The organism is Thermostichus sp. MS-CIW-34 (genome assembly GCF_054060435.1).
Genome location: NZ_JBSSDE010000045.1, coordinates 1 through 24,545 on the forward strand (window position 1 = coordinate 1; position 24,545 = coordinate 24,545).

The 24,545-nt window shown below is 58.1% G+C and carries 23 protein-coding genes, 2 tRNA genes and 2 pseudogenes; 12 read left to right on the forward strand and 15 right to left on the reverse strand.

Annotated elements, in window-relative coordinates:
• Both ACVWYY_RS12660 and ACVWYY_RS12665 read right to left on the reverse strand, forming a co-directional pair.
• A pseudogene (locus ACVWYY_RS12660) lies at positions 1-113 on the reverse strand (RNA-guided endonuclease TnpB family protein); the annotation flags it as partial.
• A 411-nt stretch (positions 114-524) separates the two neighbouring features.
• Positions 525-597: transfer RNA gene (locus ACVWYY_RS12665), tRNA-His, on the reverse strand.
• A 68-nt stretch (positions 598-665) separates the two neighbouring features.
• Between ACVWYY_RS12665 and ACVWYY_RS12670 the strand changes: the two genes are divergently transcribed.
• Positions 666-1,466 (forward strand): photosystem II S4 domain protein, encoded by an 801-nt coding sequence (locus ACVWYY_RS12670; protein WP_457403748.1) that lies wholly within the window; start codon positions 666-668, stop codon positions 1,464-1,466.
• Between the two features lie 49 nt (positions 1,467-1,515).
• Here ACVWYY_RS12670 and ACVWYY_RS12675 read toward each other — a convergent pair whose 3' ends face one another.
• The 3 genes from ACVWYY_RS12675 to ACVWYY_RS12685 form a co-directional block, all read right to left on the reverse strand.
• Entirely contained in the window at positions 1,516-2,427 is a 912-nt protein-coding gene (locus ACVWYY_RS12675; RefSeq protein WP_414409144.1) for a homogentisate phytyltransferase, read from the reverse strand.
• 8 nt (positions 2,428-2,435) lie between these two features.
• Complete coding sequence (locus ACVWYY_RS12680) at positions 2,436-2,924, reverse strand: YceD family protein (RefSeq protein ID WP_414381600.1); 489 nt, start codon at positions 2,922-2,924, stop codon at positions 2,436-2,438.
• 89 nt (positions 2,925-3,013) lie between these two features.
• The gene (locus ACVWYY_RS12685) at positions 3,014-3,625 is read right to left on the reverse strand and encodes a Jag family protein (protein WP_414413913.1); all 612 of its coding nucleotides are present in this window, start codon (positions 3,623-3,625) and stop codon (positions 3,014-3,016) included.
• Positions 3,626-3,704: 79 nt separating this feature from the next.
• On the opposite strand from ACVWYY_RS12685, the pseudogene ACVWYY_RS12690 reads away from it, so the two are divergent.
• A pseudogene (locus ACVWYY_RS12690) lies at positions 3,705-3,888 on the forward strand (hypothetical protein); the annotation flags it as partial.
• An 86-nt stretch (positions 3,889-3,974) separates the two neighbouring features.
• On the opposite strand, the gene yidC reads toward ACVWYY_RS12690, so the two are convergent.
• A complete protein-coding gene (gene yidC / locus ACVWYY_RS12695; protein WP_457403747.1) occupies positions 3,975-5,165 on the reverse strand; it encodes a membrane protein insertase YidC in 1,191 nt (396 codons plus the stop codon).
• A 224-nt stretch (positions 5,166-5,389) separates the two neighbouring features.
• Here yidC and ACVWYY_RS12700 point away from each other — a divergent pair.
• Both ACVWYY_RS12700 and ACVWYY_RS12705 read left to right on the forward strand, forming a co-directional pair.
• Positions 5,390-5,461 (forward strand) — tRNA-Asn (locus tag ACVWYY_RS12700).
• A 283-nt stretch (positions 5,462-5,744) separates the two neighbouring features.
• Entirely contained in the window at positions 5,745-6,263 is a 519-nt protein-coding gene (locus tag ACVWYY_RS12705) for an inorganic diphosphatase (protein ID WP_414409161.1), read from the forward strand.
• 6 nt (positions 6,264-6,269) lie between these two features.
• Here ACVWYY_RS12705 and ACVWYY_RS12710 read toward each other — a convergent pair whose 3' ends face one another.
• The 3 genes from ACVWYY_RS12710 to rimP all read right to left on the reverse strand — a co-directional run bounded on the left by ACVWYY_RS12710 (position 6,270) and on the right by rimP (position 10,155).
• Complete coding sequence (locus ACVWYY_RS12710) at positions 6,270-7,886, reverse strand: B12-binding domain-containing radical SAM protein (protein WP_457403746.1); 1,617 nt, start codon at positions 7,884-7,886, stop codon at positions 6,270-6,272.
• 289 nt (positions 7,887-8,175) lie between these two features.
• Positions 8,176-9,549 carry a transcription termination factor NusA gene (nusA, locus tag ACVWYY_RS12715; protein ID WP_457403745.1) on the reverse strand — a complete coding sequence of 458 codons (1,374 nt, stop codon included), beginning with the start codon at positions 9,547-9,549 and terminating at the stop codon, positions 8,176-8,178.
• Between the two features lie 135 nt (positions 9,550-9,684).
• Positions 9,685-10,155, reverse strand: a complete 471-nt coding sequence (gene rimP / locus ACVWYY_RS12720) for a ribosome maturation factor RimP (RefSeq protein ID WP_011433822.1) — start codon at positions 10,153-10,155, stop codon at positions 9,685-9,687.
• Positions 10,156-10,456: 301 nt separating this feature from the next.
• On the opposite strand from rimP, the gene ACVWYY_RS12725 reads away from it, so the two are divergent.
• Complete coding sequence (locus tag ACVWYY_RS12725) at positions 10,457-10,972, forward strand: TIGR02652 family protein (protein WP_011433824.1); 516 nt, start codon at positions 10,457-10,459, stop codon at positions 10,970-10,972.
• 55 nt (positions 10,973-11,027) lie between these two features.
• Here ACVWYY_RS12725 and ACVWYY_RS12730 read toward each other — a convergent pair whose 3' ends face one another.
• On the reverse strand, positions 11,028-11,675 hold the full coding sequence (locus tag ACVWYY_RS12730; protein WP_457403743.1) for a class I SAM-dependent methyltransferase: 648 nt from the start codon (positions 11,673-11,675) through the stop codon (positions 11,028-11,030).
• 36 nt (positions 11,676-11,711) lie between these two features.
• Positions 11,712-12,575 carry an arginase family protein gene (locus tag ACVWYY_RS12735; RefSeq protein WP_457403742.1) on the reverse strand — a complete coding sequence of 288 codons (864 nt, stop codon included), beginning with the start codon at positions 12,573-12,575 and terminating at the stop codon, positions 11,712-11,714.
• A gap of 243 nt (positions 12,576-12,818) precedes the next feature.
• Here ACVWYY_RS12735 and ACVWYY_RS12740 point away from each other — a divergent pair, with 243 nt between their 5' ends.
• Positions 12,819-13,244: a photosystem I reaction center subunit II PsaD gene (locus ACVWYY_RS12740; protein WP_011433827.1), complete on the forward strand. Its 426-nt coding sequence runs from the start codon at positions 12,819-12,821 to the stop codon at positions 13,242-13,244.
• A gap of 167 nt (positions 13,245-13,411) precedes the next feature.
• On the opposite strand, the gene ACVWYY_RS12745 is transcribed toward ACVWYY_RS12740, so the two are convergent.
• A complete protein-coding gene (locus ACVWYY_RS12745) occupies positions 13,412-14,020 on the reverse strand; it encodes a peroxiredoxin (protein WP_011433828.1) in 609 nt (202 codons plus the stop codon).
• Between the two features lie 170 nt (positions 14,021-14,190).
• On the opposite strand from ACVWYY_RS12745, the gene ACVWYY_RS12750 reads away from it, so the two are divergent.
• Complete coding sequence (locus tag ACVWYY_RS12750; protein ID WP_457403741.1) at positions 14,191-14,457, forward strand: hypothetical protein; 267 nt, start codon at positions 14,191-14,193, stop codon at positions 14,455-14,457.
• Positions 14,458-14,515: 58 nt separating this feature from the next.
• Here ACVWYY_RS12750 and ACVWYY_RS12755 read toward each other — a convergent pair whose 3' ends face one another.
• Positions 14,516-14,791, reverse strand: a complete 276-nt coding sequence (locus ACVWYY_RS12755) for a DUF1830 domain-containing protein (protein WP_414409135.1) — start codon at positions 14,789-14,791, stop codon at positions 14,516-14,518.
• A gap of 258 nt (positions 14,792-15,049) precedes the next feature.
• On the opposite strand from ACVWYY_RS12755, the gene glpX reads away from it, so the two are divergent.
• From glpX to typA, 4 genes are all read left to right on the forward strand, one after another.
• Positions 15,050-16,093, forward strand: coding sequence for a class II fructose-bisphosphatase (gene glpX / locus ACVWYY_RS12760; protein ID WP_414342167.1), 1,044 nt, complete (start codon positions 15,050-15,052; stop codon positions 16,091-16,093).
• A 326-nt stretch (positions 16,094-16,419) separates the two neighbouring features.
• On the forward strand, positions 16,420-17,715 hold the full coding sequence (locus tag ACVWYY_RS12765) for a glutamyl-tRNA reductase (protein WP_414329178.1): 1,296 nt from the start codon (positions 16,420-16,422) through the stop codon (positions 17,713-17,715).
• A 107-nt stretch (positions 17,716-17,822) separates the two neighbouring features.
• On the forward strand, positions 17,823-17,930 hold the full coding sequence (gene psb30 / locus ACVWYY_RS12770; protein WP_011433833.1) for a photosystem II reaction center protein Ycf12/Psb30: 108 nt from the start codon (positions 17,823-17,825) through the stop codon (positions 17,928-17,930).
• A 168-nt stretch (positions 17,931-18,098) separates the two neighbouring features.
• Complete coding sequence (gene typA / locus ACVWYY_RS12775; protein WP_414409133.1) at positions 18,099-19,916, forward strand: translational GTPase TypA; 1,818 nt, start codon at positions 18,099-18,101, stop codon at positions 19,914-19,916.
• Positions 19,917-20,225: 309 nt separating this feature from the next.
• Here the strand turns inward: typA and ACVWYY_RS12780 are convergent, their stop codons facing one another.
• Positions 20,226-22,379, reverse strand: a complete 2,154-nt coding sequence (locus ACVWYY_RS12780) for a M48 family metalloprotease (RefSeq protein ID WP_414409132.1) — start codon at positions 22,377-22,379, stop codon at positions 20,226-20,228.
• Positions 22,380-22,481: 102 nt separating this feature from the next.
• Entirely contained in the window at positions 22,482-23,765 is a 1,284-nt protein-coding gene (locus ACVWYY_RS12785; RefSeq protein ID WP_414331859.1) for a competence/damage-inducible protein A, read from the reverse strand.
• Positions 23,766-23,931: 166 nt separating this feature from the next.
• On the opposite strand from ACVWYY_RS12785, the gene ACVWYY_RS12790 reads away from it, so the two are divergent.
• On the forward strand, positions 23,932-24,021 hold the full coding sequence (locus ACVWYY_RS12790; protein ID WP_457440739.1) for a helix-turn-helix domain-containing protein: 90 nt from the start codon (positions 23,932-23,934) through the stop codon (positions 24,019-24,021).
• Positions 24,022-24,545 lie beyond the last annotated feature (524 nt).

The following is a 24,545-nucleotide window of genomic DNA, read 5'->3' on the forward strand; positions in this document are numbered from 1 at the left end:
GTGTCGAGAATCTGGTTGCAAGCATTCGCAAAGCCCTGCAAAGTGCGGTCAATTTCTTGACGCAACTCTACAGGGACTATCAGCTTGCAACGTACCGATATAGTCTGGCTCATGGGCCTATCGTAGCTCATCCAGGCTTTGACTAGCAGGCGGGCTTTCCTCCCGACACCAAGCCTGCGGCTATGGTGCGGGCCTCCAGCCCGAAAATTTGGTGAGTCCATCCGCAAGCAGAGCGTCATGGTCATTTCGATTCAAACTAGGATACTGTGCCCACACCCAAAACGTTGCTCGCGTCGGCGTTGCGGAGCAATAATGCAGGGGGCCAGAAGCTCACCCTAACCTGAAAGACCACAGCAGAGCTTGTTTTGAGAGGGAGAGGCAGGTGCTCCAGATCACCTTGACGAATACCTTCACGATTTTTGCGTCCAGATAGGGTGTTGTCTGTTTTCGTTTGTCAGGGTCTAGATAGATGGACTGGCCTCTGCAGCCCTTGCCCTGACTGGATTTTCGCGATTTCCCTCAAGGGCGGACGATGGGACTCGAACCCACGAATGGAGGATCCACAATCCTCTGCCTTAACCGCTTGGCTACGCCCGCCGTGATTCCGGCTATCTAGCTTAGCATGGAAAAAACGGGACTGAACCACAGAGGTCGAAGCACCCCAAATGCTACCCAGAGCCGATTTGTTGCGAGGGGCAGAGCATCGAGAAACCTTGGCACGGGTCTTGGATTTGGGAGAGCAAGCTCTCAAAACCTGGCAAGTGGTCTGGAGCGACTTCCTTTCCCCACCCGAAATAGCGGAGGTGCAAGCTCGGCTGCGCAACTTGACCGAACTACAAGTGGGGGCCTGGGGAGGGTACCCCCAAGCAGAACGCCAACGCATAGCCCTGGCCCGCTCTGAGGTGGGCCTAGATGTCCGGGATCCCAAGCCCGACCCAGAAGGGATCCCATTGGCCGCCATTCAGATCCAGGGCAACTTTCTCTTCGACCCGGCTACCCACCGCGATTTTCTGGGAGCCCTTTTGGGAGCCGGCATCGCCCGCGAGAAAGTGGGAGACATCCTCCTGTTGGGGGACTCAGGCGCCCAGGCCATCGTTGTGCCCGAAATGGTGGATTACCTCACCCTAAACCTGACTCAGGTGCGCACAGTGCCTGTCAAAGTGAGCCGGATCCTCCTGAGCCAGTTGAACATTCAACCCCCCCGCGTCAAATCCATCACCAGCGTGGAAGCCTCTTTGCGCCTGGATGCGGTAGCCTCAGCTGGGTTTGGCATCTCCCGCAGCAAGATGGTGGAAGAAATCCAACGGGGGGAAGTGCGGGTCAATTGGAAGCCCATTACCCAAGCCAGCTACACCGTTGGCCCTCAGGATTGGATTGCCATTCGCGGTCGGGGTCGGCTGCAAATCGAAGAGGTAGCCGAAACGAAAAAAGGCCGCTTTCGGGTGCAAATGAGGCGGTATCTCTAGATTTTTTCCTGTCTGAGTTTGGGGAGATCGTTACCTCCAGGAAAATGCTCTAGAAAAAAGAGAAAAAGGCCCAGGGATAAAGCAAATACTCCAAGTAAAACAACTTCCAGATCAGTTGATAATAGCCAACGATCGCATCTCGGCGGTTGAGATCCAGATGAACACCATAGCCCAAGAGGATCCCCAGCCCCAACACATGGCTCACCAACAGCCAGAGGCCGTTGCCCGCAAGGAGAAAAGAGATCCCCACCCCGATAAATCCCAGATAGCACAAGGCCAAAATGCTAATGCAAAACCTTGAGATCCGCCCTGGCCCAAAGCGCAGCGAGAAGGTGGCAATGGCAAACTGGCGATCCCCCTCCATGTCGGGAATATCTTTGAAAAGGGCGATCACCAGCCCAAAAATCGACATAAACCCCGTCAGCCAAACAATCGCAGCCGAAAGCTCGACCCTTCCCTGCATCACCTGCTGAAAATGGCTGTAAAGGCCCAAATTGACGATCAAACCCCGCACGCTGTAGATGCAAGCCGAGGCTGCCAGCGGAAAACGCTTCAACCGCAAGGGGGGCAGCGAATAGGCCGTGCCGATCCCATTGCTCAAAAGCACCGTCAGCAGCAGGTAGGGGATCCCAGCCATGGCCAGCAGGACGGACGCCACCCCACAACCCACGACGATCCCCACCCCCTGTCGCCAACTCAGGGATCCAGCAGCCAAGGGCAAATGGGGTTTGTTGATGCGGTCGATTTCAATATCCGTCAGTTGATTCAAGCCGACGATGTAGACATTGGCCGCCAGACAGGCCGCCCAAGCCCAGACCAACTGGGGCAGCGCCGAGAGAACCGGTTGCAGGGATCCGGCAGCCACAAACCCCGCCAACAGGTAGAGGCCCACCACGCTGGCGCTGGTGCCGTAGACGGTGTGGGGTCGAGCAAAACGCCAGAGAACTTGTGGGCGCAACATCAAAAAAGCTAGGGAGAGTCTTCCAGGAGAGAAGCTAGGGCTGCCCAGCGGGGATCCGCCGTTGGTGCTGTAGCTTCCACCGCAATGCCCGGACAATCGGGACGGCAGGGCAACTGGCGGGGCATCTCCAAATGCAGGTGCTGGTACATCCAGTCTTCGACATCCAGCTCACCATTGGGGGGCAGGCTCTCCAGCAGATCTTCTTCGTCTTGCAATTCCAGCTCCAAGGGGAGAGGTTCGGGATCCCGAATCAAAATGATCTCCTCAACTTCCAGGTGCAGCCGGTGGTTGAACTGCTGTAGGCAGCGGTGGCAGGTGAGGGTGACAATGGTACGAGCTTCAGCACTCACTTCGAGAAAATGGCCCCGATGGCTGACTTCCAGGGATCCCTCCACAGGGGTCAAACTCTCAAAGCCCGAAAAAAACTGCCTAAACTGCAATTCTTGGGTTTGACCGGGCATCTGCCGCAGATCCGATAGACGAATTGGCCTCAGCATGGCACCCCCCTTCACGCGTTTTGGGTAGCAGGGATCCCTGTCGTCACCGTAGCAAGAGGGCCAACTTGTTCCCAGCCCTCTGCCCACTCTCAAGATGGGGAAGCTGCCCGACGGATAACCAAGCGCCGGTCAGGCTCTTTGCCACGGCTGAAAGTTTCCAGATCGGCATAGGCAGGGTCATTCAAGAGAGTATGAATTTGCCGACGCTCGGCAGCCGAGAGATCGGGAAACTCGTATTCCCGGCCAGTGGCCCTCACCTTTTCCACAGCAGCGGCAACCAAAACCTTCAGCTCCTGCAAACGCCGCTGCCGATAGCCGTCCAAATCCAAAATGTAGGGCTGCTGCTGGTCTTCCGGCTGGTTCAGGTTGAGAAGGGTGTTGGCCAGGTACTGCAACGCATCCAGCACCACGGGGGAGCGATCCTCCTCTTGAGGGGAATCTCTGGAAGATGGAGAGGGCAAGGGGGGGGCTTTCGCCAACAGCAGCCGCTTCTGAGCTGGGGTCAAAGAGTCTGCCTCAATTTCCAGCACCTCCCCCACCACCCGCACCGCCGCTGGGATCCCCATAGCCGCCAGCACCTGCTGTAACCACTGCCTGGCTCGCTCTTGATTGGCCGCAAAGGTGGACTTGTTTGGCGAAGGGGCAACGGTTCCCTCAGATTTCTTAGCAGCAGATCCCGTAGAAGACTTAGGACGGCTCATCCTGGGCAGCTTCCAACTTTGAAGAGCATGACTCTAGTCAATAATAAGCTCAACTATACTGAAAATAATGTATAATATGTTCAGTACGGATTACTACCAGTTGATCTTTCTGTTTACTTTCGAGTCTGCCAACATGGTAGCCAAAGCAAAGCAGAAAATTGGTAGTAAGACGACACGGAAACTGCGCTTTGGGTATTTTACTCAAAGCTTTGCGGGATACCGCCATTCTGGTTGGAAACAAACAGAATGCTATCGCTGCATAGTTGAACAGTGATGTTCAGCAGTGTTCAGCGTAAATGTATCAGGTATCAACACTCCACCACAAGTCCACCCCAACAGCGAGGATCCCCTAGGGCTCAAAGGGCAAGGATTCCCGTCCCTCCTTGGCTGGTCTGGGCTTGGTCGATTTCTCCACTTCCTTGGCCTCCACCGTTATCGTCTGGGCAGCCCGACGACGCTCCTCTTCCACCAACTGCTGTAAGTTCTCCGGCAACGGCTCCCGCGAGAGCAGGAAAGTCTGCACCGTTTGGAAGATATTAGAGACGAGGATGTAGAGCAAAACCCCTGCCGGCAGAGGGAAGAACAGGAACATCGCCGAGAACAGCACAGGGGTGATCCGAGCCATGGAACTTTGGCTGGGATCCTCTTTGCCGGTATCCTGTCCGGCATTGGTTAGGTACTGGTTCAGGTAAATGGACACCCCAAAGATGACGATCATGGCGATGATATCCCAGTGGATGGTGCCATCTTCGTCGAAGGCCCCCACACGACCCAACTTGTCGATGAACAGAAAGCCGGTGTCAGAGGCCAAACCGGGAATAGACACCTGCACGGTCACATCCCCCGGCTGCAGAGCCAGCAAGGTGCCATCCGGCTTTATCTGGGCACGATCTTCCCCTTTGGTGATCTTCCAGGTGGGCTGTAACAGATTGGGATCCCCGCCCGCTTCGGCCACCAACTGCTCAAAAGGTTTGCCCCCCGGCCCTTGAAGCAAAAATTGCACCTCTTCCCCGACGGCAATCTTGGTGCCTTTGGGTTCCACCAGCACCACCGGCTTGTGAAGAGAGTCGGTGACAAAAATGTTCTTGCTGGAGCTGACGTAGGGGGCGGGCACCACCTCAGCCGCCACTTCCGCCGGCAGGATCTGCAAGTTGACATCGTAGGTCACCGCTGCAAAGGGGGATCCCCGCAGGGTGGCAAACAGGGCAAACAGCACCGGCATTTGAATGAGCAGTGGCAGGCAGCCCCCCAAAGGATTGGCCCCCAGCTCGGTATAAAGCTTGGCCTGGGCTTCGCGAAGCTTTTGCGGGTCGTCTCGGTATTTCTCCTGGAGTTCTCGCATCCGCCGCTGCATCACCGGGCTGATCACCTTCATGCGCCGCATGTTGCGGATGGATCCCACATTGAGCGGGTAGAGGGCAAAGCGGATCACCAACGTCAGGAAGATGATGGCCAGTCCGTAGCTGGGCACGATCCCGTAGAAAAAATCCAGGATCGGCAGCATGACGTTGTTGGAGAGAAATCCGACTCCGAAGTCCATGAGGGGCGCTGGCAAATGTCCGTAACCATTGTAATGGCTTCCGTTCGGTTGACGAGGGCGTTTTCAGGGTTTGTCCCCTGGATCCGTCAGATAGACCTGAGAAAGGCGAGCAATTGAGCAAAATCAAGCCCGCTCCACTGAGCAGGGATCCCAAGGCCAAACCAGAACCCCTCATCGGCAGTTGCCTAGCAGTCCTTTTTTCCCCTATGATGAGAAACACTTGATCCTCGGTAGCTCAGCGGTAGAGCGGTCGGCTGTTAACCGATTGGTCGCAAGTTCGAATCTTGCCCGGGGAGTATGTCTGAGCCAATCAAGGAAGCCGGACCCGGAACCCTATCCTTCCAGGCGGCTCTGGGCCTGCTGAGGGAAAGGGGGAGAGAAAACCCAGTCTCCCATCTCGTCGAGGAAGATGCGACGCTAAGCCAGACGTGGAGAAAATAATGTGAAGCAATGTGAAGGCGGCTAAGGGTTTCGTCCCGCCTGTTCCCGGCAAGTGTCAAGAGTCTCTGTCCTTTGGGGCAAGGAGTATGTCAGAATACCCTCTGGCTGTCTATTCCCAATCCGAGGGTGCTTGCTGTGATCGACCTGTCGCGGATCCCTGCCCAACCCAAGCCCGGCTTGCTCAACCTCTTGATTGAGATTCCCGGCGGCAGCAAAAACAAGTATGAGTTTGACAAAGACATGGGAGCAATGGCGCTGGATCGGGTGCTCTACTCCTCGGTGCAGTACCCTTATGACTACGGCTTTGTGCCCAACACGCTGGCCGGGGATGGGGATCCCTTGGATGGCTTGGTGATCATGGATCAGCCCACTTTCCCAGGGTGTGTGGTCACGGTGCGACCCTTGGGCATGTTGCAGATGATCGATGGCGGGGATCCGGATGAGAAGCTGCTGTGTGTGCCTGCCAAGGATCCCCGCTATGCTTCGGTGACCAAGCTGGAAGACATCGCCCAGCACCGCCTGGATGAGATCGCGGAGTTTTTCGCCACCTACAAGCGCCTGGAAAAGAAAGAAACCCAGATCTTGGGCTGGAAAGGTTTGGCCGAAACCGAGGCGGTCATTGCCAGCAGCATTGCGGCCTGCAAACAACCCCAATAGACATCTCTAAGGGATGCGAACAGAAAGAGCTTCCTGGCGATGTTGCAACAGTCGCTCTGGGGTGAGGGGCCCTTCGATGTGTTGCCAAGGCAAGGGATCCGCTGGATCCCAGTGGCTGTGCACGTAGTAGTCTAGGGGCGGCAGTTGCCCTTTAAGCTCTTTGAAAGCGCGCCGGTAGCTCCCCAAAGATTCGCCAAAGTCCCGCGCCAACTGCAAGACTTTTCCCACCCGCCGATCCCCTCGCGAGATGAGGGCCTGGATCACGGACCAGCTATAGCTTTCCGGGCGCAACTCCACCCCCAAGGGACGCAGGTGTTTCTGGAAAAACTGCAGTTTTTTCTCGGCTTGGGGATCCACTCCGTGCCACTGAAAAGGGGTGTGGGCTTTGGGCACAAAGGTGCTGCAACCCAGCGTCAGGCGCAGGCCGGGAGCCGCTTTTTTGAGCTCTTGGAAAAGGGCTACTGTGGCCTCCAAATCCGCCTGGGTTTCCGCCGGGATCCCTACCATGCCGTAGAACTTAATGCCCTTCAGACCTCCAGCCTGGGCGTGGGCTGCTGCTGCCAAGATTTCCGGGTTGCTTAACTTCTTGTTGATGATCTGGCGCAGTTGTTCTGAGCCACTTTCGATGGCCACCGTAATGGACTGGCTGCCCCGGCGGGAGAGTACCTGCGCCAGACGTGGGGTTACGGTAGCGGTGCGCACCGAGGCCAAACTGAGACGCACCTGCTCGAAGCGATCCTGGGCCAAGTGCTCCAGCAACTGCTCAAATTGGGGGTGCTGGGTTACAGAAGCCCCCAGCAACCCAATCCGCTGAGTGACCTGCAGCCCCCGCTCTACCGCCGGGATCAAATGCCCCTCCACATCCGCCACCCGGAAAGGCAGGGTGAGATAGCTGGCCAGGCAAAACCGACACATCTCCGGGCAGCTGCGCACCACCTCCACCATGTAGATGCTCTCCCAGGCCGCTTTGGGGGTGACTACTGTGGAAACCGAGAGGGTGTTGCCGCGGAAGGTGTGTTTGCGAATGGAGCTAGGGATCCCGGCCACTTTGGGGAGCACCTTCTCCACCGGGCCGTCGGGCTGCCGGTATTGGGGTTCATACAAGCCGGGCACATAGATCCCTGGCACCTGCGCCAGCGCCTGCAATTTCTCAGCCCGGGATCCCTGGCGCACCTGCCGATAGATCTCAATCATCTTCTCCAGAAGACCTTCCCCATCCCCCAGCAAGATCAGGTCAAAAAACTCGGCAAAGGGCTCAGGGTTGGCTGTCAGTACCGGGCCGCCGCCAAAGACCAAGGGGTGGGCTTCTTCCCGCTCCTCAGATCTGGGAGGGATCCCGTGCCGTTCCAGCAGAGCCAGGATATGGACATAATCCAGCTCCCAGGATAGGGAAAAGCCGAACAGCTCCGGCTCCCGGGGCAGGGGTTCAGCCAGATCCGTAAAGAGGCGGGAGACGGCCACATCTCGGCGGCTGGCCAGCAGACTCCAGATGACTTGATAGCCCAGGCTGGTGATCCCCACTGCGTAGGTGTTGGGAAAGGCATAGATCACCCGCACTGCGTCGGGGTCAGGCGTGGCCGGGGCAAAGAGCAACTGCTCCAGGGCAAACTCTGAACTAGCCAAGGGATCCCGCTGTGTTGGATTGAGGTTTGAGTTCCGGCTTAGAGGAGTTTTGATGTACCTGCCTCTCCAGCTTAGCCAATTGGTGGGAAACCCCGCGAGGAGAACTCAATAAGGAGATATGCCTGCAGCGCACTTCGCGAATGCTGCCTCGAAGCGCCCAAACCATGAGAACTCTGCTGCTCAATACATTGCTTCAGGATAGAAACCGTGACCCCATGCAGCAAGACTCATCCCAAGGCCCAGACCTCCAATAGAAGCCACTCTCTACGGGCAGAGTGAGAATAGAGGGTTACCCTTTTGGCTGGGCAATGTCGAACTCGGCGTCGTAGTCGAAGTCCTCGTCCTCGTCAGCCCAGTCTTCCTCCAGCCTCTCGTCTCCCGCCAGCTCCTCTTCCTCCAAGCGGCGCTTTTCTTCGTATTCCTCATCCTCTAGGCCCAAAGCAGCCCGTTCGGCCCGCCGCCGGAAGCGCTCCAGTGCCGCTGGAGTGATGAAGGGATAGGGCAGCCCTTGGGCTTGGGCTTCCTCCAGCGCTGCGCGGTAGCTCTCCACTTCCTTGATGTCGATTTTCCAACCGGTGAGGCGGGCTGCCAGGCGCACATTTTGCCCCTCTTTGCCAATGGCCAAACTGAGCTGGTCGCTGTTGACCAACACATGAGCTTGCTGGATTTCCGGATCCACTAGCCGCACCTCCACCACCTTGGCCGGGCTGAGGGCGTTGGCAATGTAGGTGGCAGGATCCGGCGACCAGCGGATGACATCGATTTTCTCGTTGCGCAGCTCCGCTACCACCGCCTGAATCCGGGATCCCCTCGCGCCAATACAGGCCCCCACTGGATCCACGTCCCGCTCCACCGTATCGACCGCAATCTTGGTACGTGGCCCCACATTTCGGGAAGGGGGGTTGGCCTCCCGCGCCACTGCCACAATCCGCACGATATCCTCTTCAATTTCTGGCACCTCGTTGGCAAACAGGTTCACCACCAAGCCAGCATCGGCCCGGGAAACCAAAAGCTGTGGCCCCCGCCGGGATCCCTCATAGACTTTCTTGAGATAGACCTTCATCACCGCGTTGGGAGTGTAGCGATCGCTGGCCAGCTGTTCCTTCTTGGGCAGTTCTGCTTCCACCTCAGGTTGTCCGAAACCGCTGGATACCGACATGATCACCGTCTGCCGCTCGGTGCGCAGCACCCGTGCCTGCAGTACGGTTTTTTCCAGATCGCGGAACTCTTCCTGAATCAGACGGCGCTGCTGATCCCGTAACTTTTGCGCCAGCACCTGCTTGGTTTGGATGGCCGCCATGCGGCCAAATTCCGCCTGTTGTGGGGTGACATCATCTGTGACTTCCCAGCCTACTTCGGCTTCTGGGTAATCCTGCTGCACATCGTACAGAGAGATCTCATGGTCGGGGTTTTGCACCTGCTCAACGATGGCTTTGGTGGCCAAAACGCGAAAGCCTCCTGCCTCCACATCCAACTCCACATCGAAATTGCGGAAGTGGTCTTCTGCAAAGACCACATCTCGCTGGATGGTTTTGCGGTAGCGTTCGTAGCCCTTGAGCAGCGCCTCTCGCAGGGCATCGGTGACCACATGGCGGGGCAAGTTGCGCTCCCGCGAGATCATCTCCACCATTTCCGCCAAACCCGGCAGAGGCACCATCGCCATAACCACTGTCCTCCTGCACAAACTTCGTGAAACTTGCTGTTGCTATTGCTCCACAGCGGGAACTGAACCCGCATCTCTGATGCGAAGGGAGGGCCGCACCACCTGCGGTCAAACGCTCTCTCTATCTCCGGTCTCCTAGTCAGTTTCCGATGAGAGGGCAACCCGCTGCACCGAAGCGCGGGGCAACTGAACTCGCCGCCCCTTGAGGGATAAGGCAACCCTCTCCTCATCCCGACCCAGCAGGTGTCCTGACCAAACGGCTTTGCCCTTGTAGGGTGGATCCAAGGTCACCTCCACCGCGAATCCCTTGAAAACCACAAAGTCGCGATCGCTGGTGAGAAGGTTGCTGATGCCAGGGCTGGACACCTCCAACACGTACTGGCCGGGGATCAGATCCACCCGATCCAGCTCGACTTCCAAGGCTTGGCTCATGGCTTCGCAATCGGCATGGCTGGTTTCTCGGTCGGGATCCAGTGGGCGGATATCCACCCGCAGAACTGGCGGATGCTGGTTGGTGTGGAAAACCATCTGCACCAACTGGTATCCCAGTTGAGCGGCCAAGGGACGGGCCAAGCTCTCCAACTGTGGAATAAGAGGGTGAACCATAACCAACTTGTCACCAACCGGGTGTTGCCGCCAGATCCAAACCCCTTGGAGCCGGAGCCGGCAAAGGGGACAGTAAGCCCCCTCAAAAAGCAAAGAAGTGGGTACCACCCACTCCCCGTTGCTATCGCGGAGCTCCTTGAGGCTCGCCCAGAATCAGTACAGACTTCGAGCGCATCCCCCCTACCTCCTAATTTAGAAGATCTCCTCCGGTTTTGTCATGGGGATCCCCAAAAGGCAACATCTATAATGTGGACAACTGCGGATTTGCCCAGATATCCAGCCGCGTTTTGTGGGGTTTCCTATGACTGTTGCCTTTTCCTACCCGATCTTCGGCCCCAGCATTCAGTGCCCCCACTGTCGGCAAACGATTGCGGCCCTCACCCTGACCGATACCTACCTCTGCCCTCGCCACGGTGCGTTTGAGGCGGATGCCGAACAAGAGGAGCTGGTACACCTGCAATCCGGACGGCGCTGGCGCTTTTGGGAAGGTCGCTGGTTTCGTCAGCACACCCACGCCGATGGGATCCGTTTTGAGATTCATGAAGAGTTGGATCGGCTGCGCATGCAAGGGATGCGAGCCACTCAGGTGATCGTGGCCGAGCGCTACCGCCAGCTGCTCACCCCTTATCTGGAGCAGGGATCCCACCGTCGTCCTGGCCCACCTCGCCTCTATGGCTTGCCCGTCAGCTTCAGCTCCCAAATCCCAGAGGATAGGGGTGGATCCCCTCAGCGCTGGCGGGTGATCAACTTTGAGCTGACCTACGAGATCGACCCGGCCATGCGGCAGCCGCAATCCCGTCTGCAACTGTGTGATTAGACTATGTGATTAGAAAGGCGAACAGGTAGAGAGCTGTTGGAAAATTGGTGGCTGCTCAAGCCCCCTGGGATCCGCAGCTTCCTTCCGGGTCAGGGAGTGCTATGCCTTGATAGGTGTAGCCGATAAACTTGGGCTGGTCGGCCATATAAAACCGCTCCAGTTGCTCAAACCGAAACCCCGCTTCTCGGATCAACCGGGCCATATCTCGGTTGAGGTTGCAGCCATCTGCAATCACTTTTTGGAGGGGGTTGAGACGATTTTGCCATCTTTGCACCTGGGGATCCTCGCTGAGGCCGTGTTCGAGAAAAAACAGCTTTCCCCCTGCTCGCAACACCCGCCGGATCTCTCTCAAAGCCTTGGCCACATTAGGAATGCTGCACAATGTCCAGGTGCTAACCACGCTATCAAAACTCTGGCTTGGAAAAGGCAGTTCCTGGGCATCCGCCACTTGCCAATCAACGGCGATGGGAGAAGAGGCAATGCGCCGACGAGCCAGGGATCCCATGCCAGGATTGGGATCTACCCCTGTGATCTTGCGAATGTGCTCTGGGTAGCAGGGTAGGTTGAGGCCGGTGCCAAAACCAATCTCCAGAACAGCTCCCTGCACATGGGCCAGAAGCTGCCGCCGATAGCGCTCCATCCGTTCCCCCGAGAGGGCCAGATCCAACAGTTGCGGGAAGATTATTCGGCGATAGAGGTTCATTCGACCATCCCAAATGAATGTTCAGACCTGAGCAGCTTAAACAGTCTGGGCAGGTTGCGGTTGAGCAGTCACCTTCAGGGAGTGGAGGGCATAGCAGGCCAGCAACCAATTGAGCAGGCGGGCCACCACACGAGCGGTTTGCCGCGTTGCGGATCCCACCGCCACCCCTCCCAGTGAAAGGCCAACCACAGGACGAGCAGCAAAGATGGCCTCACAGGTCTGCAACAGTTGCGGCCAACTCACCCCCCCTGGCTCTGGGTGATGCACCGCGGGCGCCAAGGAAGGATCCAACACACTGCAGTCCACCACCAAAAACACCGGTTGATCCGGCAAAGAGGCCACCACCTGCTGGGGATCCCAGCCATCTTGGGCCCAGAATATTGGGCTGTGGTGGGCTTTCAGCCATGCGTAGGCCCGCGCACTGCCGCTGCGCAATCCCACATGGATCACCGGCAGCTTGTGCTGATAGAGCAACTCCACCCAGGCAGCACTGCCATAGCTTGTATCTTGATCCGGCTGGGTCATCTCCGGCGGCGGCATCAGATTGGCATGAGCGCTGCAATGCACCACGCTCAGGGTTGGGTGGTGTTTCCAAAGGGCACGAATGGCCCCCCAACTGGCGGCCAAGACCGAAGGCAACAGCACCGGCCATTGTTGTCGTCTCCAAGCTTGAGTCACCGCCGCCTCACACATGCCGTAGGGAGGCTCATCCACCAGCCCCGGCAACTGCGCCACCGCCAGCTTATCCACATCGATCCCCAACCTCGGCTCGAAGGCACACAGCTCTGAACCGGCGTTGAGAATGGCCATTGGAGCCTGAGTGTCGTGGCCAAAGGCGGTGGGGATGAGAATGACCCTGGCATTGGATTGCGAGCTGGGATGGAGTGACCACTGAGCCATGGGCGCTATTCCTTTTCCAGAGAGCCGTAAGTCTCCGGCTTGTTCTATGGTGGCCTACAGGGCGCCCAGGGATCCGTCTGAGGGCCAGCCAGTCTGCTACGAAAGATTACAGTTCCCAGGCGGAACTGGGGCCAAAAATCGAGTCAGTGGTAGATTCAAAGTGCTTCGCGCCGCAAACCGCGGTTTGGACAAGGCAAACCACCGCAAACCACAACGAGTTGAGAAAGGTAGACTATGGCTGTGATGGAAGGCGATCCTCGTCAGGGAGCAAAGCTGCCTCTATTTGGGGGATCCACCGGAGGGCTGTTGAGCGCAGCCGAAACCGAAGAAAAATACGTCATTACCTGGACGGGCAAGCCGGGGCAGGTGTTTGAAATGCCCACCGGCGGCGCTGCTGAGATGGTGGAAGGCAAAAACTTTCTCACCTTTGCCCGCAAAGAGCAGTGTTTGGCGCTGGGTGCCCAGTTGAGATCCGACTACAAGATCAACGACTACCAGATCTTCCGCATTCCCGCGGGGGGGGAGCCTGTGTTGGTGCATCCCAAAGACGGCGTCTTTCCCGAGAAGGTCAACGAAGGCCGTGAGCCCGTCGGCAAAGTGGATCGCAACATCGGCAAAAACAAAGAGCCGATTACCTACAAGTTCACCGGCGGGAAACCCTGGGATTGAACTCCCCACAGCTTCGCTCCCTACTGGGTTTCAGGATCCCCTAGCAAGGTCGGGGGATCTTTTGCTTGCCTGTTTTCGACAAAAAAGCTCCAGCCCACCTTGAGCTGAAGCTACGCCCGGAAGCGCTGGGGATCTCCTATATGTAGCCAGGGATCCCAGGGGCCAACCTACTTGGCAATCGCCGCGAAGAACTCCTTGGATTTCACTGGGTCGGGGTGCATGGTTTTCTGGCCGGGCTGCCAGTTGGCCGGGCAAACTTCGTCGGGGTGAGATTGCACGTATTGGATGGCTTGCAGGGTGCGCAAGGTTTCATCCACACTGCGGCCAAAGGCCAGGTTGTTAATGGTGGCGTGCTGGATGATCCCTTCTTTGTCGATGATGAACAGGCCGCGCAGCGCCACACCCGCTTCCGGATCCAGGACATTGTAGGCAGCGCTGATCTCCTTTTTCAGGTCAGAGACCAGAGGATACCTCAGCTCACCCACCCCTCCGGCTTTGCGGTCGGTTTGAATCCAGGCCAGGTGAGAGTATTCGCTATCCACTGAAACACCCAGGATCTCGGTATCCAGCTTGGCAAAGTCGTCATAGCGGTCGCTGAAGGCCGTGATCTCCGTTGGGCAGACAAAGGTGAAGTCCAAGGGGTAGAAGAACAGCACCACATACTTCTTACCCCTGTAGTCGGAGAGCTTCACCGTCTTGAATTCCATGTCATAGACGGCGGTGGCGGAAAAATCGGGAGCGGGCTGCCCCACTCGCAGGCATCCTTCCTGAGACATAAATCAACGCTCCTTGCGGTAAAGTGCAAATGTAAACCAAACCTAACATACCATACTCATAATGAGTTTGTCTTAATCCGAGGGCTAGGGAGGGATCCCAACTGCTGGGATCCGGATAATCCCCATTTTTCCATGCTGATCGGTTCGGCTCTGCAAGGGATCCTGTTGTCATGAGGGTGGCGCTGGAGTTCCTCTATCACTTCTGTTGTGACCGCTGTCGGCGGTGGTGGAGCCAGGCCGATGTGGAGCCCCAACCTGGGGATCGCCTGTATTGCCCCTATTGCGGCCATCAAAATTGCGTGGAGCGCATCGATACCTTTCGCAATGCTGCGCGGGACAGTTGCCTGACCCGTCCCCCCGATGCCCCTTCTCCAGATCCGCATCCGCCCTCTGAAAAATCCGGGGATCGGCCTCAGGAGAAGCGATCCCCAATCTAGTTATCCTGGGCAAACCCAGTCCTCTTGCCCCTATGGGGCAGCCAGCCGCTAGAGCCTGTCAACCATTCAACGCATCCGCCAGAGTTCCCCGTTGCGAAGATGACCACAGGTAGAGGTCAACCTCAGGCGAGGAAGAATCCACCAGATAGCGACAGGGGCGGCGCTCTTCCAGGATGGTGGTGGAGCAGCAGCAACTGTAAACTTCCAGATAGTCGTCCGGCTCCGCCTCAAAGATCGCCTGCTGGCCGGGGAAGAGGGTGCGCTCCCAGTGGCCGGGGATCGTGCGGATCACCTGAACCTGTCCGGAACGGTTGACAAAAGCGTATCTTTTCATTGCGTTTTTTTAATGGTGTTAAGAAAAACTTATTGCCCTTAAAATAGGCTACCATCCCTGATCCCCAAGCGGCAATAGTAAGCCGCCAAGACGGGGATCGCTCTTCCTGACTGGCTTTGGGAGATTTGTTCTCTCAGCTTATTGGGGTTGAGAGAATGGGATCCCGAGGAGAAGCCTGCCCTGGTAAACTGAGGGGAAGAGTCTGAAGATATCCTTAAGTTGGCCTTCACCATTCCGAGATCAGCAAGGGGGCACATCGTGGACAACAAGTTGGGGCTAGAGATCATCGAAGTCGTGGAGCAGGCTGCCATTGCCGCCGCCCGCTGGATGGGCAAAGGGGACAACAAGACTGCGGATCAGGTGGCTGTAGAGGCCATGCGGGAAAAACTCAACCAGATCCCTATGCGCGGTCGCATCGTCATCGGGGAAGGAACCCGCGATGAGGCCCCCATGCTCTACATCGGCGAAGAAGTGGGCATCTGTACCCGCCCGGATGCTGAGCAGTTCTGCCGTGTGGAAGAGCTGGTGGAGATCGATATTGCTGTGGATCCTTGCGAGGGCACCAACCTGGTGGCCAAAGGCCAAAATGGCTCCATGGCGGTGCTGGCCATCTCCGAGAAAGGCGGCCTTCTCCACGCCCCGGACATCTACATGCAAAAGCTGGCAGCTCCGCCCCAGGCCAAGGGCAAGGTGCACATCGACTATCCGCCAGAGAAAAATCTCAAGATCATCGCCGAAAGCCTGGATCGGGAGGTATCGGATCTGACGGTGGTGGTCATGGATCGCAAGCGCCACCTCGATCTGATTCGCCAAATTCGAGAGGCGGGGGCACGGGTGAAGCTGATCACCGATGGCGACATCTCGGCGGCTCTCTCGGCGGGCTTCAACGGCACCGGCATTCATGCTCTGATGGGGATCGGGGCTGCTCCTGAGGGGGTGATCTCGGCAGCTGCTCTGCGGTGCTTGGGCGCCCACTTCCAAGGTCGGCTGATCTACGATCCCGAAGTAGTTCAGGCGGGCACTTACCTGCCGCCTGTGGAGGAAACGCGACGGGAACTCAAAGAAAAAGGCATTGAGGATCCCGACAAGGTGTGGGAGTGTGAGGAGCTGGCCAGTGGCAAGGAAGTGCTCTTTGCTGCCACCGGGATCACCGATGGTGACTTGATGCGCGGGGTACGTTTCTTTGGGGGTGGGGCCCGCACCGAGACCTTGGTGATTTCCAGCCAATCCCGCACGGTGCGCTTTGTGGACACCATCCACATGAAAGACGGCCAACAGCCCCGCGGCCTGCAGCTGCGCTAAGGGATCCCTATCTAACATCCTCGCAGATCGGGGCGGCTTTCCCCTGCTGGAGGTCGCCCTTGCCTTTTTGGGAAAGTTACGAAATCTATCAAGCCCCAACCCGTGAAAACGTAATAACTCTTCAGCAAAATCCGGCAAAACCGGTTCGATACTGGTCTTAGGGTTTAGGTAGGCTGAGAAAAGTTACCTAAGCTTGCTGGAACCGAGTCAAGGGATCCCCTCGTATCGGTCACAGCTCTTGCTTTCTCTCTGAAACAATATTTGCTTTTGTTCAGAGTTTTTGTTTTTAATAACTTTTGCTGTTGCTGTACAGACGACGGAGAGGCATGTTTATCGCGGTTGTCGGTCTTAGCCATCGCACAGCTCCCGTAGAGATTCGGGAGCGCCTCAGCATCGCGGAGGCGGAGGTGGGAGAGACGATCCAGCAGCTTCGCACCCACCCCCACATTGAGGAGGCTGCGATCCTCAGCACCTGTAACCGGCTGGAGGTCTACATCGTCACCTCAGAAATGGAGAGTGGTGTCCGGCAGACGATGCAGTTCTTGGCTGAGCTGAAAGGGATCCCCTTGCCCCAACTGCGTCCGCACCTGTTTACCCTTCTCTACCAGGATGCCGTAACCCACCTGATGCGGGTGGCTGCCGGGCTAGATAGCTTGGTGCTGGGAGAAGGGCAGATCCTCTCGCAAGTGAAAAAAGCCCAGCAACTGGGCCAAGCCTGCAACGGCATGGATCGCATCCTCAATCGCCTCTTTAAGGCGGCCATCACCGCCGGCAAGCGCGTCCGTACCGAAACGGAGATCGGCACCGGCGCCATGTCCATCAGCTCGGCAGCGGTGGAGTTGGCTCTGCAAGAGCAGGGATCCCTCTCTCAGGGCAAGGTTACCGTGGTGGGGGCGGGGAGAATGGCCCGTCTGTTGGTGCAGCACCTGTTGGCCAAGGGGGCAGTCGATATCACGGTGGTGAACCGCTCCCTGGAGCGAGCCGAAGCCCTGGCCAAGCAATTCGAGCAGCCGATCCAAGTGTTGCCCTGGGAGTCGCTGCTGAGCAGCGTGGCCGAGTCCAACTTGGTCTTCACCAGCACCGGCGCCACCCAGCCGATCCTGAACTACCAGCAACTGGCAGGGGTGCTGCAGCCAGATCAGCCGCTGTTGTTGGTGGATATCTCTGTGCCCCGCAACATCGATCCCGATGTGGAAAAGCTGAAGGGGGTACAGGTGTTCAATGTGGATCACCTCTCCCGCATCGTGGAAGAAAACCGCGCCCAACGGCAAAAGCTGGCTCTGGCTGCCGAAGCCCTGGTGGAAGAAGAGGTGGATCAATTCATGGAGTGGTGGCGTTCTCTGGAGACGGTGCCCACCATTTCCAGCCTGCGCCACAAGGTGGAGTCCATCCGCGAGCAGGAGATGGAAAAAGCTCTCTCCCGTCTGGGCAAGGACTTTGCCGAGAAGCACCTGGAGGTGATTGACGCCTTGACCCGCGGCATCGTCAACAAGATCCTGCACGACCCGATGGTGCAACTGCGGGCCAAACGGGATATTGAGGCGCGGCGGGCAGCCATGCGGATCTTGCAGGAACTGTTCAACCTGGATCCGGTGGTGTTTCAAGCCCAGCAGGAGCGCTAGGGATCCCTTGGCGAAGAGCGCATGACTTGAAGAATTGTAACAGCTCTCCCATCTGGGGTGGAGGGCACCCCTTAGGATACAAAGCGTAAGCCACAGGATCTGGGATTATGTTCGGACAATACGAAGTTTTTGTGCAGTTGGCCCTGCTGGCCTTGATTGTCTTGGCAGGCCCGGCGGTCATCCTGCTGCTCTATCTGCGCGGCGCCGATATGTAGGGGATCCCTCTGGATATTGAGGCAGTCGGGATAACCCTTTGGGAGTGCTGGGGCTAAGCCCAAAGCCAGGAGTGTTTAGCAACGTAACGCTCCTTTGCGTTAGAGTTGTAAAGAAATCCCTAAGGCACTCCTGCTTGTAGGGCGACATCCTGCTGGTCAATGGTTAATATGTCACTCCCCATCCGCAACGTTGCCATCATCGCCCACGTCGACCACGGCAAAACTACCCTTGTGGATGCCCTGTTGCGCCAGGCGGGCATCTTTCGGGAGGGGGAAGACATTCCCACCTGTGTGATGGACTCCAACACGCTGGAGCGGGAGCGGGGCATTACCATCTTGGCCAAAAACACAGCCGTCCGCTACGGCGAAACCTTGATCAACATCGTCGACACCCCTGGCCACGCCGATTTCGGGGGCGAGGTGGAGCGGGTGCTGGGGATGGTGGAGGGCTGCTTGTTGATCGTGGATGCCAACGAAGGCCCGATGCCGCAAACCCGCTTTGTGCTGCGCAAAGCCTTGGAGAAGGGCCTGCGCCCAATTGTGGTGGTCAACAAGATTGATCGGCCTCGCGCCGAGCCCTACAAAGCCGTCGACAAGGTGCTGGATTTGTTCTTGGAGCTGGGGGCAGACGAAGACCAGTGCGACTTCCCCTATCTATTTGCCTCTGGGTTGCGCGGCTTTGCCCTGGAAGAAGCTCATCTCAAAGACTTTCTGGAAGGGAAGTACAGCGGATCCCTGGATATGAAGCCTCTTTTCGAGGCCATCCTCAAGCATGTCCCACCTCCCATTGGGGATCCCGGCAAGCCGCTGCAACTGCAGGTCACCACGCTGGAGTATTCGGAATACCTGGGCCGGATTGTGATCGGCAAGATCCACAACGGCACCATCCGCCTGGGGGATCCATTGGCAGTGGTGAAAGAGGATGGATCCATTGCCAAGGGCAAAGTAACCAAGCTGTTCGGCTTTCAGGGGCTGCAGCGCATCGAGCTGACGGAAGCTACCGCCGGCCACATTGTTGCTGTGGCGGGGTTTGCCGAGGCCAACATTGGCCACACCCTCACCTCTCCCGAGAATCCCCAGGCTCTGCCGCTCATCAAAGTGGACGAGCCCACATTGCAGGTGATGATCGGTGTCAACGATTCTCCCTTTGCCGGCCAGGAGGGTACCTTCGTTACCTCGCGACAGTTGCGGGAGCGCCTGATGCGGGAGTTGGAAACCAACGTGGCGCTGCGGGTGGAAGAAACCGATTCGCCGGATCGCTTTTTGGTGTCGGGGCGAGGCGAGCTGCACCTGGGCATCTTGCTGGAAACCATGCGGCGGGAAGGCTATGAGTTTCAGGTGGGGCAACCGAAGGTAATTTTCCGCGAGGTCAACGGCCAGCCCTATGAGCCCTATGAGTGTTTGGTGCTGGATGTGCCGGAAGCAACGGTGGGGGCCTGCATCGAGCGGCTGGGGCAACGGCGGGGAGAAATGCAGAACATGATGGTGGGATCCGATGGTCGGGCCCAGTTGGAGTTCGTCATCCCGGCGCGAGGGCTGATCGGCTTTCGGGGGGAGTTTATCCGCATCACCCGCGGCGAGGGGATCATGAGCCACAGCTTTTTGGAATACCGTCCCCTGACCTCTGAGATGGAAATGCGCCGCAACGGGGTGCTGATTGCTTTTGAAGAAGGGGTGGCCACTACCTATGCCCTCAAGAATGCGGAAGATCGAGGTGTATTCTTTATTACGCCAGGTACCCGCGTTTACAAGGGCATGATCGTGGGCGAGCACAACCGTCCCCAAGACTTGGAGCTGAACGTCTGCAAGACCAAGCAACTGACCAACCACCGGGCTGCGGGCGGGGAGGAGCTGGTGCACTTGCAAGCGCCGGTGGAGATGACCCTGGAGCGGGCTTTGGAATACATCGGCGAGGATGAGCTGGTGGAGATCACGCCCCAGTCGGTGCGCCTGCGCAAGGCACAGTTAACGCCCTCTCGCCGCTAGTTTTCTCAGCCAACTGGAAGAGAGCATGACTCTAGTCAATAATAAGCTCAACTATACTGAAAATAATGTATAATATGCTCAGTACGGATTACTACCAGTTGATCTTTCTGTTTACTTTCGAGTCTGCCAACATGGTAGCCAAAGCAAAGCAGAAAATTGGTAGTAAGACGACACGGAAACTGCGCTTTGGGTATTCTACTCAAAGCTTTGCGGGATACCGCCATTCTGGTTGGAAACAAACAGAATGCTATCGCTGCATAGTTGAACAGTGATGTTCAGCAGTGTTCAGCGTAAATGTATCAGCCTGGCTCACCACCGCCGCAGGTAAGAGGCCAAGTTGGGGAAATAGAACGCCCCCCAAATCCCCAGCAGGATGACTCCCAAGCCGAACACAACCAGCCAAAGGCGCGGTCGGCTGTGCAGCTTATTGGATCCCACCTGGACGTAGGCCAGATCCACCCAAGCAGTATTGCCGCGGCGGAACCAGCCCACCACTTTGACGCGCCGGCCCACCAGGGCGCGGATCCGCTTCAGGCCGGAAAAGACATTGCCCACCGGCCCCAAAGGGGAAGTAAAGCGCACCGGGATCAGCCCTGTGGCCTCTTGCAGCTTCAGCTCTGCCCCCAGTTGATAGCCGGAGGGGCCCAGTCCCACCAACTCCCCCTCCAGCTCCACCCATTGTCCGCGGCGGGGATCCGCGTCGGGATCCGCCAGCAAGCTGAGCACATCCGTCGGCCTTGCCGGCAGGGATCCCCCGTACATCAACCCCGCTTTGGCCCACAAGCCCACCCCGTAGCCCACCACCGCTGCTGCCGCGATCACCTTGGGATCGAGACGGTTTTGCAGCAGCAGGTAGAGGATCAGCCCCACCAGCCAGCCAATGAGGATCCCGACCACTTCGGCTGCGTAGATGGCCAGATCCAGCCAAAACCGGCTTTGCAGGCGGGCCACATCCAATTTGGACCCGGATCCCAGGCTCAGCTCCGGCAGGAGGCGCAGCCGCTCTCCATATCCCGCCAAGACCTTGAAGCGGTGCCCCGGCAGCGGATGGCTGGAATTGACCTGCATCCAGCGGGCCCAAGGGTTGATTTGATCCCAAAGAAAGACTTGGCCAGCTTGGGAGGGATCCTGGAGGCGGGCGGCAGCACTGGCAGCGGCGATGGTTTTGAAGTCCAAAAAGCTGAACAGGCGGGTGCAGTGCAACAGCGAGGAAGGTCGGCGGTCGTTTTTGTGGGCCTCCTGCAGGCCAGCAGCCGATTTGAGCAGAGCAGCAATCAGCCCGTTCGGGTTGCCAGTCGCCTCTACAGCAAAATGGTCGGCATGGTAGGTGCCCAGGCGGGAGAGGAAAAACAGCGGGTAGGAGAGCACCGTGTAGATGAGGTATAGCAGCGGGGCCACATGCCCGATGAGATCCCGCCGTTTGCTTCCCAGTTGGCTCACCTGCTCTAGGGCCAGGTAAACCAGTTGAATCGGGGATCCCAGCAGGGTCATGACCAGGATATCTCCATTAACAATTCGCCCCAGGGCCTGGGCGTAGACGGCGGCAATCTCATCCTCAGAAAGCTGCTGCAACAGGGCTTGGGTGACCACAATGCGGCAGCCATCAGAAAAAGTGCCGTAAACAAAGGCCAGCGGCCCAGCATCCGGGATCACCCCCAGTCGGGGCTGTTTTAGCTGGTTTTGGGCACAGATGCGCTGCAGCAGGCGCGCCGTTTCGGGGCTGTGGCGTTCGATTTCGCCAAGCCTGGCCCAACGCAACTTGTGCAGCCGTTGGTGGAGCTGATCCATCAGCCAGGGGGCAAAAAAGAGAAGGCCTACTCCAAAGTTGACCGCCAGGCTGCCGGCCACCAACCACCGCAGGCCATTGCGCAGCCAGGGCAGCAACCCCTGCAAAAACCAAAGCTGCCGCGGAAAACTCAGCCGGCCAAAATCCAGATGGCTGCCTACCAACACAAAGCTCAGCCACCAAAGGAAGACAATGCCCACCCCCAGGGATCCCCACTTGGCCCAATGCAGGGGGCCGGCCCGCTCCGGCAGGGGGATCTTCATACCCAGTTGGGCGGCCCGTTGACGGGTGGACAGGGATCCCGCTCCAGGAGACGGCTCCTCTGGGGGAGCAGAACGCGGTTCGACAGGTTTGGCGGACGGAGCAGCCAGGGACTCTGTTGCAGTGGGCAGGCGAAGCAAGATCTTCTTGGCCCAGCCTTGCGCCTGGGGGTTGGGGTGTTGCAGCAGCTCTAGGCAGAGGGACCGTGCCTTCTCCGTCTGGCCCAACTGGTGGTAGGCCCGCACCAGGTTCATTTGGGCTTCCAGGGCTTCGCCGTCAGATGAGTCTGCCGGGATCCCTAATGCTTTGTCCTGCTGACGGGATTGGGCCAGGTAGCCTTCAAAAAGTTGGATGGCCTCTTGCAGGCGGCCCTGCCGCAGGGCTTCCTTGCCCGCCTGGACGGCATCGGGGATCATCGGCTTGCTCCTTGCCTGGTAGGGTCTGCTTCTGGAGATCGGTTGGATCCATCTGCTCCCCCAGCTTACTCAGGGATCCAACCCCGAGAGACTGGATCCCCCCTAAAGGGGGTAGCAGAGCAAGCGCCGCCGCAAGCGATCCAGAGCCGTCTGGGCGCTCCACCAACGCACCCCCTCTCTGCCGCGCAGGCTGCCAAACCGGTACTCGTGTACTTCCACCTTCCCTTGCGGATCCGCCAAGCCCAGATACACAAGACCGACTGGCTTGGTGGCGGTGCCTCCCTCTGGCCCGGCAATGCCGGTGATGCTCAAGGCCCAGTTGGAGCCCAGGACTTGCTTGGCCCCCAGCGCCATTTGGGCGGCCACCGCCTCGCTCACGGCCCCGTGCTGTCGCAGGGTTTCCGGATTCACCTGTAAAAGCTGCTCCTTGATGCGGTTGTCGTAGGCCACGATCCCCCCCACAAAATAGCGGGAGCTGCCCGGGATCCCGGTCACCAACTGCCCCAGCAGCCCGCCGGTGCAGGATTCTGCCACCGCCAGAGTTTGACCCCGTTGCAGCAACAGCTCTCCCACCACACCGGCCAAGGTGGCGTCATCGCTGCCGAAGTAGTCTTCTCCAGAAATCTGTAAAATCTGCTCCACCACCGGGGCGATCAAGGCTTGGGCCTCTTCACGACTGGGAGCACGTCCGGTAACCCGCAGGCGTACCTCCCCCTGGCTGGCGTAGGGAGCCACCGTAGGGTTTTCCCCCGCCAACAGGGATCCCAGCCGTTCGGCCAGCGTCGATTCGGGAATGCCCCAATAGCGCAGTACCCGGCTGTAGAACACCTCTTTTCCCCAGCCGATGGAGCGCAGATAAGGCACGGCGGTCTCCCGCCACATGTGTTGCATCTCCCGCGGCACCCCAGGGAAGGTGAGAATGTGCAGGTCGGGCCGGGGCTGCCAGATGAGGCCACAGGCGCTGCCAAGCGGGTTGGGCAACACCCTCGCTCCCCGGGGCAGAAAAGCCTGCTTGCGATTGCTCGGCGAGGGCACAAGGCCCCGCTGCCCGTACTTTTGCAGGATCTCTTCCCACACTTGGGGGTGCTCCACCATCTCCGCCCCAAAAAAGGAAGCCAGCGCCTCATGGGTGAGATCGTCCGGCGTCGGCCCCAAACCCCCGGTGATCAGAATCAAGCTGGAACGACCACAGGCCACCTCCAGCGCGTGGTGAATGCGGGCCTCGTTATCCCCCACCACCGTTTGGTAATAGTGGGGGATCCCCAGTTGCGCCAACTCGGCTGCCAAGTACTGGGCATTGGTATTGGTGATCTCTCCCAAAAGCAATTCTGTGCCGATGCAGAGGATCTCAGCCCCTTGGGGAATAGCAGTTTGCGGTGGGATCATGCTTGGCCTCGAGCTCAGCTCAGCCGCAAGAGAAGTATACAAGCAGGGAGGTCTCGGCCTCCCTGCGCGCCCCCAGATTTTGGGCTTGCAGTTGGCCATTCCAAATGGCGGTGAGACAACCGGCAAGTTTCCATCTCCGGCGCCGGCAAAAAGATTGGGGGACGAGATGTATCCGACAGCACAACAGCGACAGACGCTGCAGCAGTGGTTGGGAACAGCTCGGTTTGTTTATAACCGCACCCTAGGAAGTCTTTAGAAGGCGAGCGTCCACCTGGATGCAAGTAGCTACTCACCACATCTTGCCTTCTCTACCAGATTGGGCGAAGGCAGTCCCGTACCAAACCAGAAAGTGGCAGTCATTGTTTGCGTTGGCCCATTCAAGACTTGCGGGATGAGCGCCAAGGCGGCCAGGTTCTGGGTGGACAACTTTGACATTTATTCTTTGACATTTTCTTTGACATTATTTGACATTGTTTATTGTCTTGGTTTATTGTCTCGCTGCTCAAGTTTCAGACCTCCAAGATAGCGGTCAGAAAGCAGCGCCAGCTACATGCCAAGACGGTGCGCTTGCTACTGGTGGGCGCGTAGTGCGTTCCAGGAACGGCCAGAGGCTGTGGCTGAGCAGTACGGGAAACAAGCATTGACATCCTCCCCGGCCTTTAGGCCGGAGATTCCTACCACGCTACGCATGGATGGCTCCTTGCGCAGTCGTCTCGGCGGGTTCCTGCTTCCGACCGCCCGTGCAGTTCGATCCACAGGCCATCCGGGCTGACACGGGTG